Genomic DNA, 11,661 nt, shown 5'->3' on the forward strand with positions numbered 1-11,661 from the left:
ACCGGCTGCGGGCGCCCACCCGCCGCGACGAACACCAGTGAAGAACGAGGTTGCCATTTCCACTTCCCATCTCGACGCCGGCGCCACGGGCACCGGCCTGACCTATAAAGATGCCGGTGTTGACATAGACAGCGGCAATGCTCTCGTGCAAGCGATCAAACCGCTTGCCGCATCGACAAAGCGCCCGGGGGCCGACGCGTCCCTCGGCGGCTTCGGCGCGATCTTCGATCTTGCCGCCGCCGGCTATTCCGATCCCCTTCTTATCACGGCGACGGACGGTGTTGGCACAAAGCTGAAGATCGCCCTCGACTCGGGCATCCATGATAGCGTCGGCATCGACCTCGTGGCCATGTGCGTCAATGATCTGGTCGTCCAGGGCGGCGAGCCGCTGCTGTTTCTCGACTACTTCGCCACCTCGCGCCTGCAGGTGCCGGTGGCCAGCGCCGTGGTCAAGGGCATCGCCGAGGGCTGCCTTCAGGCCGGTTGCGCCCTGGTCGGCGGCGAGACCGCCGAAATGCCCGGCATGTATGGCAATAACGACTATGATCTGGCCGGCTTCGCCGTTGGCGCCGTCGAGCGCTCGCAGCTTCTGACCGATGACCGCATCGGCCTGGGCGACGTTCTGCTCGGCCTCGCCAGCTCGGGCGTCCATTCCAACGGCTTCTCGCTGGTCCGGCGCATCGTCGAGCGCAGCGGCTTGGCCTGGGACGCCCCGGCGCCCTTCGCCCCCGAAACCACCCTGGCCCGCGCCCTGCTGACGCCCACGCGCATCTATGTGAAATCCTGTCTGGCCCTGCACCGCGCTGGGCTGGTTCATGGCTTCGCCCATATCACCGGCGGCGGCTTCTGGGAGAATATCCCGCGTGTTCTGCCCCAGGGGGCTTGCGCCCACCTTGACGGCCTGTCCTGGCCCTTCCCGCCGGTCTTCCGCTGGCTGATGGATCAGGGCGGCGTCAGCGCCCATGAAATGGCCCGCACCTTCAACTGCGGCATCGGCATGGTGGTTGCCGTTCCCGCCGACAAGGCCGAAGCCGCCATCGCTTTGCTTGGCGAACACGGTGAAACCGTTCATCGCCTGGGCACCATCGCCGCGCGCGGCGAGGGCGAGGCGGTGATCATCGATCACCTGGACGAAGCCTTCGCCCGATGAACGCTCCCCAATCGACCGCGCCCCGCAAGCGCGTGGCGGTACTGATCAGCGGGCGCGGCAGCAATATGGAAGCGCTGATCGCGGCTTGCGCCGATCCCGCCTTCCCCGCCGGCATCGTCAGCGTGATTTCCAACCGCGCCGACGCCAAGGGTCTGGAGCGGGCGCAAGCCGCCGGCTTGTCGACCACGGTGATCGACCACAAGGCCTTCGCCGGGCGTGAACCCTTCGAAGCCGCGCTCAGCGCCCATATCGAAGCCGTCGGCGCCGATATCATCTGTCTGGCGGGCTTCATGCGCCTGCTGACGGCGGGGTTCGTCACCCGCTGGCAAGACAGGATGATCAACATCCATCCGTCGCTGATCCCGGCCTTCCGCGGCCTGCATACCCATGAACGGGTGATCGAGGCCGGGGTGCGCGTTCATGGCTGCACGGTTCACTTCGTGCGCGCCGAAATGGACGACGGCCCGATCATCGTCCAGGCCGCCCTGCCCGTCCGCCCCGATGATACCGCCGACAGCCTGGGGGCACGGGTGCTGACCCGGGAACATCAGATCTACCCGCTGGCCCTGCGCCTGCTGGCCGAGGGCAAGGTGCGCGTTGAAGGCAATCGCGCCATCATCGACGCCGCCGCCGACGATATCACCCTGATCAACCCGCCGCTCAGCGCCTGACGGCCGGCGGCCCAAAACAAAACCCGCCCCTTTCGGGGCGGGTTTCGCAGTGACACAAATCGTCGTCGCACCCTGGTCGAGAGTGCTCGGGGATTTGCTTTAGGCGACGATTTCGGTCTGGGCGAAGAAGTAAGCGATCTCGTGGGCGGCGTTCTCGGCGGAATCCGACCCATGGACCGAATTGGCTTCGATCGATTCGGCGAAATCCTTGCGGATGGTGTGCTCGGCGGCGTTGGCCGGGTTGGTGGCGCCCATCACTTCACGGTTCTTCAGAACCGCGTTCTCGCCTTCGAGAACCTGAACCACCACCGGGCCCGAGGTCATGAATTCAACGAGGCTGCCAAAGAAGCTGCGCTCCTTGTGGACCTCATAGAAGCCTTCCGCCTGGGCGGTGGTCAGGCGCAGACGCTTCTGACCGACGATGCGCAGGCCCGCTTCCTCGAACCGGGCATTGATCGCCCCGGTGAGATTGCGGCGGGTCGCGTCCGGCTTAATGATGGAGAGGGTGCGTTCGATCGCCATTTTGGTATCCCTTTGCTGGGGGTCCGTCGGAAAAGGGTGCTCTATCTTGATCACGGCCCGCCGCCCCTTGCGGCGTCCGGAGGGTTCGTGCTTGGGACCCCGGTGACTGGAAAACAGGCTCCGCCGGCCACGGCGGGCCGGCCATCGGAGCGGGCGCTTTCTACCGCGAAGAAGAGATGGGAGCAATCCCCCTCTTTTTGTTCGTAATCTCTGCCCCCTTCCGTTTCCCGCCGCCCTCGCCCATAAAGCCTTTCGCGGGACGAGGCGCGGTCGCGGCCCCGTCGATGGTTCCGCTGCAAGGATGCGCGCCGGCGCATCCGACTTTCTTAAAAAGACGCGCGGCGGCGCGTCCCTCTCTATAGAAACGCGCGGTGGCGCGTCGGTGTTTAGGATCGCCCCATGCTGCACATCAAATCCCTGACCTACCGCATCGGCGGTCGCACCCTGCTTGACGAGGCCACCGCCCATATTCCCGAAGGCCAGCGCATCGGACTGATCGGTCGCAACGGCACCGGCAAGACCACGCTGTTTCGCCTGATCCTTGGTGAATTGAGCGGCGATGGCGGATCGATCGCCGTCCGCCCGCGCGCCCGGGTCGGTCAGGTCGCCCAGGAGGCTCCCGACGGCGACACCACGCTGCTTGACTGCGTGCTGGCCGCCGATGCCGAACGCGCCAGCCTGCTCGCCGCGCTTGAAGGCGACACCGATCCCCATCATCTGGGCGAAATCCATGACCGGCTGAACGCCATCGGCGCCCATTCGGCCCCGGCGCGCGCCGGGGCGATCCTGTCGGGCCTGGGGTTCTCGGCCGAGGCCCAGGCCCGCGCCGTCGGCGAATTCTCCGGCGGCTGGCGCATGCGCGTCGCCCTGGCCGCCGCCTTGTTTTCCCGCCCGGATCTGCTGCTGCTCGACGAACCGACCAACCACCTTGATCTGGAGGCCACCTTGTGGCTGGAAGGCTTCCTGGCGAATTACCCGGGAACCTTGCTGATCATCAGCCACGATCGCGACCTGCTCAACCGCGCCGTCGGCCGCATCATCCATCTCGATAACGGCAAGCTTGTCGCCTATGCCGGTAATTTCGACCGCTTCGAGCGCACCCGCCGCGAGCGCATGGAGCACCAATCCAAGGCCTTCGTCCGCCAGACCGAAGAGCGCAAGCGCATCCAGGCCTTCGTCGATCGCTTCCGCGCCAAGGCGACCAAGGCCCGTCAGGCGCAAAGCCGCCTGAAGATGCTCGAACGCATGCAGCCGGTGGAAGCGGTGGTCGAAGACTCGACCATTCCCTTCGATTTCCCCGATCCCGACCAATTGCCGCCGCCGATCGTCGCCTTCGATGACGTGGCGGCGGGCTATGACGGTGTCGCCGTGCTGCGCGGCGTCACCCTGCGCCTGGATATGGAGGACCGCGTCGCCCTGCTCGGCGCCAACGGCAATGGCAAATCCACCCTGGCCAAGGTGCTGGCCGGGCGTCTGGCGCCGCTGTCGGGCGAGATCCGCATGCCATCAAAACTGCGCATCGGTTATTTCGCCCAGCATCAGACCGACGAATTGCGCATGGGCGAAAGCCCGCTGCTCCACGGCCGGCGGCTGATGGGCGAGTTGTCCGACCAGAAGATTCGCGGCCATCTTGGCCGCTTCGGCTTTGGCGAGGACCGGGTCCATACCCCGGTGGCCAATCTGTCGGGCGGAGAAAAGGCCCGGTTGCTGATCGCCCTGACCTGCCGCGAGGCCCCCCATCTGCTGATCCTCGACGAACCGACCAACCATCTTGATATCGATTCGCGCGAATCGCTGATGCAGGCGCTCAATGTCTTCCAGGGCGCGGTGCTGCTGATCTCCCATGATCCGCGACTGGTGGAAATGGTCGCCGACCGCCTGTGGCTGGTCGATGGCGGCAAGGTCACGTCTTTCGAAGGCGATATGGACGATTACCGCAAGCTGCTGCTTGAACGGGCCCGCGACGCGCGGCGCGAAGCCTCCAGCGATAGCGCCAACGCCGGCGAAGCAGCGGCCGAGGGCGCCGCCACCTCGGCCAGCGCCCGCCAGGATCGCCGCCGCGCCGCCGCCGAAGCCCGGGTTCGTTTGGCGCCGCTGCGCCGGGTGGCCGAAAAGGCCGAAGCCCAGGTCGACAAGCTGACCACCGAAAAGGCCAAGATCCAGGCCGCCCTGGCCGATCCCGCCCTTTATCGCGGACCGAAGGAAAAAGTCGCCCTGCTTCAGCAAGATCTTGGCCGGGTCGACCGCGCCCTGGCTGGCGCCGAGGACGCTTGGTTGAGCGCCCAGGAGGCCTTGGATTCGGCGACGGCGGCCGAACCGGCCCTGGCCGAGGGCTGAGCGGGCTTTTTCCGCCGCCCAAAGCTTGGGCAGAAAGCCCCTGATAGGCAGGTCGCCGCCCGCCGTTTGGGCAGTCGTAATTAGATAAGCGTACACGGCCCGGCTCGCGTATTTTTCGGAACGATTTTCCCGAAAAACCCTTCGAAAGTGTTGAATCGACCGGAGGTGGCGATTACCCTTTGGCGGTTTCCAGGAGGGCCCCTCCTCGCGGCGCCCCCATACCGCAACAGAGGATAGAATCATGCGCACGCTGCATAAGGCGGTGTTCTCGGTTACCGTCTCCGCCTTGGCCATCTCGCCCTTGCCCGCCCTTGCCGATATTCCCGTGGGCCTCGCCCTCGGCCTGACCGGGCAGATCGCCGCCATCGGCGAACAGTCCCGCCGGGGCGCCGAAGCCGCGATCGCCGCTTTCAACAAGGCCGGCGGACTGAAGGGCGAGACCATCACCCTTCAGGTCGAAGATGACGCCTGCGACCCCAAGCAGGGAGTGGCTGTGGCCAATAAGTTCGTCTCCGCCGGGGTTGAGGCGGTGATCGGCCATATGTGCACCGGCCCGACCATGGCCGCCTCGACGGTCTATTCCGAAGAAGAGATCCCGATGGTCACCGCCTCGGCGACCGGACCGGATCTGACCGAACGCGGGCTGACCAATGTCTTCCGGGCCACCGGTCGCGACGATCAGCAAGGCACCATCGCCGGCAAGATGATCGCCGAGCGCTTCGCCGATCAGACGACGGCCATCGTCCACGACAAGCAGGCCTATGGCCGCGGTCTGGCCGAGGAAGCCAAGAAGGCGATGAACGCCGCGGGCAAGGAAGAAGCGCTGTTCGCCGCCATCGTGCCCGGCGAGCAGGATTTCTCGGCGCTGATCTCGCGTCTCAAGCAGGCCGGGGTGAAGGTCGTTTACTACGGCGGCTATTACAACGACCTGGGCCAGATCGTCCGCCAGTCGCGCGCCCAGGGCCTGGACGCCGTGTTCGTCGGCGGTGACGGCCTGTCGTCGTCGGAATTCTGGGCGATCACCGGCGAGGCCGGCGAAGGCACCTTGTTCACCTTCACCCCCGACGCCTCGACCAATCCGGCGGCCAAGGAAGCGGTCGAAGCCTTCAAGGCCGATGGCAAGGGCGACGCCGACAACTTCGCCTATTACTACTACGCCGCCGCCCAGGTGCTGACCCAGGCGATGGCCAAGGCCGGTTCGGCCGACCCGGAAGCGGTGACCAAGGCCCTGCGCGACAATACCTTCGAGACCGTCGCCGGTCCGATGGATTTCGACGCCAAGGGCGATCTGACCGCCCCGGCCTTCGTTTTCTATCAGTGGAGCGCCGGCAAGCCCAAGCCCGCCGCCTTCTAAAACCGTTTGGACCTTACGGTCACAGAAAGGCCCCGTCGGCGCGATCCGGCGGGGCCTTTTCTTTAACTGGTCTCTAGCGGCCTCGCCCCAGGGTCCACAGCTTTTCCGCCCGGGTGCCCAGCAGCCACAGGCTGACGCCAAGCAGGGCGAAGAAGATCCCCTTGTGCAAGCTGGTCCAGAACACCTCGAAGAAGCGGGTATAGATGTTCAGGCCCAGGAAGATCAGGCCATAGCCGCGCAGCATGCCATCATCGCGGCGCACGCCGATCCAGATCGCTGCCACGGCGACGGCGGCGAACAGCACCGACCACGGGATCATGCCAAGCTGAGAGACCGTTCGCCACTCCTCGAGATCGCCGTAATTGCCAAAGATCGACAGCAGCCACAGGCTCAGGAACAAATACAGCAGGCCAAGCGACAGCGTCGGCCGGCTAAACGCCGCCAGCCGCGCCCCGCGCGCCATCGGCACGGCCAGGGCGACGATTGCCGCGCTGAACAGCACGAAACGCAGGGGCCAGTTCAGTCCCAGGTAATAATTCTCCCAGCCCGAGACGATGCCGGTAAAGGCGACCATCCAGCAGGCCAGGGCGATCAGGGTAAAAACCCAGACCAGAACCGAGCGCAGCCCCAGCGCGATGGCGCCATAGATCAGGCTGGCCAGCAAAAACAGCAGATCATCGCGACCCTTGCCGCTATCGAGCCACAGTCCCAGATTGACTAGGCTGGCCGCCGTGGCGACGACGCCCAGGAACAAGATCGCCTCGTTGCGAAAGGCGGTTTGCGGCCGGGCGCGATGACGATAAACGCCATAGGCGAAAAACGCCCCGGCGGCCAGGGCGAAGCCGAGGAAGCGCTGGGCCGGGCCAAAGGTGAACAAGCGGACCAGCAGGGCCATGACCCGGCTATCTTCGGCCAGGGCGCCCAGCGAGACGATCAGGCAGGCCACCGCCGCCCAGAAGGCGTAGCGCGACAGGCGGCGCCAATCGACGGTTTGGACGGTGATGGTCGCCGACAGCCGCGCGGCCTCGTCGGGGGCGAGAAGCCCCTGACCGGCCCAATGATCAAGGGCAGCGCGCACGGTGGCGGCCTTGGCGGACGTAAGAAACAGCAAAAGGGCTCTCCAGGCGAAGGGGGCGGTGCCATACGGATCTAAAAATCGGATGCCCGCCCCGCTCGCACAATAGGCCTTATCCCTTTGCCATCAGCCACAGCACCAGACAGGCGACGCCAAAGCCGGTGGGGCCGGCCGGCAGGGTGTCGTCGGCTTCGGCCTTCAGGGTCATCGCCGCGATATCGAGATGGGCGAAGGGGATATCCTCGGGCACGAAGACGCGCAGGAAGCCGGCGGCGTTCATGGCGTCGGGCGGACCGACCGGCGGACAATTGCGCAGATCGGCGATTTCGGACTTCAGGGCCGGATCATCGGCCGGGGTGAAGGGCATCCGCCACAAGCGATCGCCCGAAGCCTCGCCGCTGCTCAGCAGGGCCGAAGCCAGATTATCGTCGGTGGCGAACAATCCGGCGTAATGGGAGCCGAGCGCGGCCATGATGGCATAGGTCAGGGTTGACAGCGCCGCGACCTGCCGGGGCTTTTGCGTGGCGCACCCCCACGACAGGGCATCGGCCAACACCAGACGCCCCTCGGCATCGGTATCAATGACTTCGACGGTTTTGCCGGCGTGGCCAAGCCAGACATCGCCCGGCCGCTGGGCCCGCGAGCCCGGCATATTCTCGGCCAGGGCCAGAACGGCGGTCACATTGACCGGGCTTTTGAGCAGGGCCAGGGCGCGGATCGCCCCGGCGACCGCCGCCGCTCCGGCCATGTCGCCGCGCATATCCTCCATATGGGCGGCGCGCTTCAGGCAGATGCCGCCGGCATCGAAGGTGATGCCCTTGCCGACCAAAAGACTTGGCGCCGCGTCGTTCTCGCCGCCCCGCCAGCGCAGCACCACCACGCAAGGCGGCGTGGCGCTGCCCCGGCCAACGGCGAGATGCAGATTAAGCCCCTCGCGGGCCATCGCCGCCGCATCCAGAACCTCGACCTCGACCCCCAGATCGCCAAGACCGCCCAGAATACGGGCGAAGGTGGTGGGGTTGAGGCGGTTGCCCGGCTCGGCGCACAGGCTGCGCGCCCATTCCGTGCCTTCGGCGATCGCCTGCCACGGCGCCCAGGCGCGGGCGGCGTCCTTTGGCTTGGCCGCGACCAGGGTCAGGGCGCCCAGCCGGCACAGATCCTCGGCGCGCGGCGCCCGCTTCAGCGACAACGGCCGGAACAGCCGGGCGCGAAAGGCGCGGGCGAAGGCCACCGAGGCCTCGGTCGACAAGGCGATGGCGCAAACCGCCTCTTCGATGGCCTCGCCGATCAGCGCCGCCGCCGCCAGGGCGCCGGCCTTGGCCGCCTGGGCGGGGGTGGCATCGGCGGCCAGCCCGACCACCACCGTCAGCCCCCACGGCCCGGCGCAATAGCGATCGGCCCGCCCCGGCGAGCGGCCGCCGCCGATGATCTCGGCGATGACCGGCGAGGGATCGGGCAAGGCTTCAACGAAACGGATGGTTACCGCGCTATGGGGGGCGACGCCCAAGGGAAAGCTATCCATGACATCCTGACCTGGAAGACCGGGGCGACACGCGCCGGGGGAAGGGGTGCGATCTATAATGGCTTATGACAAGCGACGAGGCGACCCCGTTCGGCCGCCGCCAGCGGCGGCGACACGGCGCGGCACTGGTCATCGGCATAGGGGCACCGCGAGTGGAATCGGCAGCCGCTTGGCCGATGCGACGGGTTGGGAATCTCGCCCTCGAGCAAAATCCGCTGGCGCCGCTTCGAGCGATCGGGATCGGTCACCGGCACCGCCGATAGCAACGCCTGGGTATAGGGATGGTGCGGGCTTCCGAAGATATCATCGGTGGCGCCGATTTCGACGATGGCGCCCAGGTACATCACCGCCACCCGGCTGGAGATATGGCGCACAACGCTGAGGTCATGGGCGATGAAGACATAGGTCAACCCCAGGCGCTCGCGCAGATCGGTCATCAGATTGATGACCTGGGCCTGCACCGACACGTCAAGGGCCGAGACCGGCTCGTCGGCGACGATCAGCCGGGGTTCCAGGGCCAGGGCGCGGGCGATGCCGATGCGCTGGCGCTGACCGCCCGAGAATTCATGGGGATAGCGCTGGGCGTGGTCGGGGCGCAGGTCGACCTGGGTCAGCAACTCGGCCACCCGATCGGCGATCTGGCGCTCGGTGCCCAGTTTGTGAACGCGCAGCGGTTCGGCCAGCAAATCGCCAACCCGGCGGCGCGGATTGAGCGAGGCGTAGGGGTCTTGGAAGACCATCTGCATCCGGCGCCGCGTCGGCCGCAGAGCGTGCAGCGAAGCCTTGGTGATATCCCGCCCCTCGAACTCCAAGGTGCCGGCGGAGATATCGGTCAGCCGCAGCAGGCACCGCCCGAGGGTCGATTTGCCGCACCCCGATTCACCGACCAGCCCTAGGGTCTCGCCGGGCCAGACATCGAAGGTGACCTGATCGACGGCGACCACCGGCGGGCTCGGCCGGCGCAGCGGCGAGCGGCGGGTTTGATAGGTCTTGACCAGCGCCGTGGCCCGCAGCAGCGGTTGAACCGGGGTCATGACAAGCCCTCCACGGCCGCCGCGCCCGCGTTTGGGGCGTTGCGCAGGGTGGCGCGTTGGCTGGCGCTCAGATAGCAGGCGAAGCGCCGGTTTCCCAGGCGCTGGACCGGCGGCGAGATCGAACAGGCGTCAAAGCGGCAGCGGCAGCGCGGGCCGAAGGCGCAGCCCGGCGGCAGGGACGAGAGCGTCGGCGGATTGCCCGGAATCGAGCGCAGGCGGCGCGGGCGCGGGCCTTCCAGCGGCGGAATCGAATCAAAAAGGCCCCAGGTATAGGGATGCAGGGGATCGCGAAACACCTCGTCCATCAGACCTTCTTCCACCACCCGGCCGCCATACATCACCAAAACCCGGTCGGCGACCTCGGCGACCACGCCCAGATCATGGGTGACCAGGATCACCGACGAGGCGAAATCACCGCGCAGTCGGCCGATCAGATCCAGGATCTGCGCCTGAACGGTGACATCAAGCGCCGTTGTCGGTTCGTCGGCCAGCAACAGGGCCGGATCGCACGATAGCGCCATGGCGATCAGCACGCGCTGGCGCATGCCCCCCGACAGTTCATGGGGATAGCGCGCCACCACCGCCGTCGGATTGGCGATGCGCACCGCTTCGAGCAGGGCCAGCGCCTTGTCGCGGGCGGCGCGGCGCGAGCCGCCCTTATGGGCCAGGATCTGCTCGACGATCTGATCGCCCACCCGGTGCACCGGGGTCAGCGAGGTCATCGGATCTTGGAAGATCATGGCGATCTTGCCGCCACGCAGCGCCTGAAGGGCCTTGCGCGGCAGGCGCAGAAGATCCTCGCCGAGAAACCGCACCTCGCCCTCGACGATGGCGTTGGGATCGTCGATCAGCCCCATCAGGCTGAGCAGGGTCTGGGTCTTGCCCGATCCCGATTCCCCGACCAGCCCGACGATCTCCTGGCGGCCGACCGAGAACGACACGCCATCGACGGCGCGCACCAGACCGCGTTCGCTGCGAAACGACACCCGCAGATCGCGGACATCAAGCAAAAGGCTGGGGTCAGAAGGCATCGCGCACCCGGGGATCAAGGAAGGCATACAGCACATCGACAATGAAATTGGCGAAGACGACGAAGAACGAGGCGTAAATCACCGTGGCCATGATCGTCGGCAGATCCAGATTCTGCATGGCGTCATAAGTCACCTTGCCCACGCCCTGCAGACCGAACACCACTTCGGCCAACAAGGCACCGCCGCCGACCAGGGCGCCGAAATCCAGGCCGAACATGGTGACAAAGGCGACCAGCGACGAGCGCAGGCCATGGCGCAGCAGGATGCGGCGCTCGGACAACCCCTTGGCCCGGGCGGTGCGGATGAAATCCTCCTGCAACACCTCGATCAGACTGGCGCGCAGCACCCGGCCATACAGCCCGACATACAGCGTCGCCAGGGTGAACCAGGGGATGACCAGGGTTTTGAACCACCCCGCCGGATCCTCGGAAAACGGCTTGTAGCCAAGGGCGGGAACCCACGAGAACAAAAAGGTGTCGTGAAAGCGGCTTTGGCTGACCAGATTAGCGACCTCGCCCAGCCAGAACACCGGCATCGACACGCCGATCAGGCCAAGGATCATCAGCACCCGGTCAAGCCAGCGCCCGCGCGTCATCGCCGCCAGCACGCCAACGACAACGCCGCCGACGACCCACAGCACCCCCGCGCCCAGCACCAGCGACAAGGTGACGGGAATGGCGTTGACCACGGTGGGCACCACCTTCTGACCGCGATTGACGAAAGAGGTCAGATCGCCGGTGATGAACAGCCGCTTCATCATCAGGGCGTATTGCACCGGCAGCGGCCGGTCGAGGCCGAAGTCATGGCGAACCACCTGCAAGGTTTCCTGCGAGGCGTTGCGCCCGGCGATGCGGGCGGCGGGATCGGACCCGGGAGTGGCGAAAAAGATCAGAAAGACGATCATGCTGATGCCGACCAGCACGAAGATCATCTGGGCGAAGCGCGAGGCCAGGGCGGTCAGCATG

At 66.4% G+C, this 11,661-nt stretch carries 10 protein-coding genes; 4 read left to right on the plus strand and 6 right to left on the minus strand.

The features are described 5' to 3' along the window. The first annotated feature begins 37 nt into the window (after window positions 1-37). Both purM and purN read left to right on the plus strand, forming a co-directional pair. Entirely contained in the window at window positions 38-1,150 is a 1,113-nt protein-coding gene (gene purM, locus RRU_RS11235) for a phosphoribosylformylglycinamidine cyclo-ligase (RefSeq protein WP_014626325.1), read from the plus strand. Further along, window positions 1,147-1,821 (plus strand): phosphoribosylglycinamide formyltransferase, encoded by a 675-nt coding sequence (purN, locus tag RRU_RS11240; protein WP_011390017.1) that lies wholly within the window; start codon window positions 1,147-1,149, stop codon window positions 1,819-1,821. The genes purM and purN overlap by 4 nt, the downstream gene beginning before the upstream one ends. A gap of 99 nt (window positions 1,822-1,920) precedes the next feature. On the opposite strand, the gene ndk is transcribed toward purN, so the two are convergent. Then, window positions 1,921-2,343 (minus strand): nucleoside-diphosphate kinase, encoded by a 423-nt coding sequence (gene ndk / locus RRU_RS11245; RefSeq protein ID WP_011390018.1) that lies wholly within the window; start codon window positions 2,341-2,343, stop codon window positions 1,921-1,923. Window positions 2,344-2,742: 399 nt separating this feature from the next. Here ndk and RRU_RS11250 point away from each other — a divergent pair, with 399 nt between their 5' ends. Together RRU_RS11250 and RRU_RS11255 are read left to right on the plus strand one after the other, a co-directional pair. After that, window positions 2,743-4,680, plus strand: coding sequence for an ABC-F family ATP-binding cassette domain-containing protein (locus RRU_RS11250; protein ID WP_011390019.1), 1,938 nt, complete (start codon window positions 2,743-2,745; stop codon window positions 4,678-4,680). A gap of 241 nt (window positions 4,681-4,921) precedes the next feature. Continuing rightward, on the plus strand, window positions 4,922-6,034 hold the full coding sequence (locus RRU_RS11255; RefSeq protein ID WP_011390020.1) for a branched-chain amino acid ABC transporter substrate-binding protein: 1,113 nt from the start codon (window positions 4,922-4,924) through the stop codon (window positions 6,032-6,034). Window positions 6,035-6,107: 73 nt separating this feature from the next. Here the strand turns inward: RRU_RS11255 and RRU_RS11260 are convergent, their stop codons facing one another. The 5 genes from RRU_RS11260 to RRU_RS11280 form a co-directional block, all read right to left on the minus strand. After that, window positions 6,108-7,145 (minus strand): hypothetical protein, encoded by a 1,038-nt coding sequence (locus RRU_RS11260; protein WP_011390021.1) that lies wholly within the window; start codon window positions 7,143-7,145, stop codon window positions 6,108-6,110. A gap of 76 nt (window positions 7,146-7,221) precedes the next feature. Beyond that, window positions 7,222-8,631: a M17 family metallopeptidase gene (locus RRU_RS11265; protein ID WP_011390022.1), complete on the minus strand. Its 1,410-nt coding sequence runs from the start codon at window positions 8,629-8,631 to the stop codon at window positions 7,222-7,224. 53 nt (window positions 8,632-8,684) lie between these two features. Continuing rightward, on the minus strand, window positions 8,685-9,665 hold the full coding sequence (locus tag RRU_RS11270) for an ABC transporter ATP-binding protein (protein ID WP_011390023.1): 981 nt from the start codon (window positions 9,663-9,665) through the stop codon (window positions 8,685-8,687). Then, entirely contained in the window at window positions 9,662-10,696 is a 1,035-nt protein-coding gene (locus tag RRU_RS11275) for an ABC transporter ATP-binding protein (protein WP_011390024.1), read from the minus strand. The genes RRU_RS11270 and RRU_RS11275 overlap by 4 nt, the downstream gene beginning before the upstream one ends. Next, a complete protein-coding gene (locus RRU_RS11280) occupies window positions 10,686-11,660 on the minus strand; it encodes an ABC transporter permease (protein ID WP_011390025.1) in 975 nt (324 codons plus the stop codon). The genes RRU_RS11275 and RRU_RS11280 overlap by 11 nt, the downstream gene beginning before the upstream one ends. Window position 11,661 lies beyond the last annotated feature (1 nt).

The sequence above is a fragment of the Rhodospirillum rubrum ATCC 11170 genome (genome assembly GCF_000013085.1).
Lineage (GTDB): Bacteria > Pseudomonadota > Alphaproteobacteria > Rhodospirillales > Rhodospirillaceae > Rhodospirillum > Rhodospirillum rubrum.

What these genes read in the sequence shown, in the direction of transcription:
- purN (WP_011390017.1), top strand. Translation starts at nt 1,147, where the DNA reads ATGAACGCTCCCCAATCGACCGCGCCCCGCAAGCGCGTGGCGGTACTG.
- ndk (WP_011390018.1), bottom strand. Translation starts at nt 2,343, where the DNA reads ATGGCGATCGAACGCACCCTCTCCATCATTAAGCCGGACGCGACCCGC.
- RRU_RS11250 (WP_011390019.1), top strand. Translation starts at nt 2,743, where the DNA reads ATGCTGCACATCAAATCCCTGACCTACCGCATCGGCGGTCGCACCCTG.
- RRU_RS11255 (WP_011390020.1), top strand. Translation starts at nt 4,922, where the DNA reads ATGCGCACGCTGCATAAGGCGGTGTTCTCGGTTACCGTCTCCGCCTTG.
- RRU_RS11265 (WP_011390022.1), bottom strand. Translation starts at nt 8,631, where the DNA reads ATGGATAGCTTTCCCTTGGGCGTCGCCCCCCATAGCGCGGTAACCATC.
- RRU_RS11270 (WP_011390023.1), bottom strand. Translation starts at nt 9,665, where the DNA reads ATGACCCCGGTTCAACCGCTGCTGCGGGCCACGGCGCTGGTCAAGACC.
- RRU_RS11275 (WP_011390024.1), bottom strand. Translation starts at nt 10,696, where the DNA reads ATGCCTTCTGACCCCAGCCTTTTGCTTGATGTCCGCGATCTGCGGGTG.
- RRU_RS11280 (WP_011390025.1), bottom strand. Translation starts at nt 11,660, where the DNA reads ATGCTGACCGCCCTGGCCTCGCGCTTCGCCCAGATGATCTTCGTGCTG.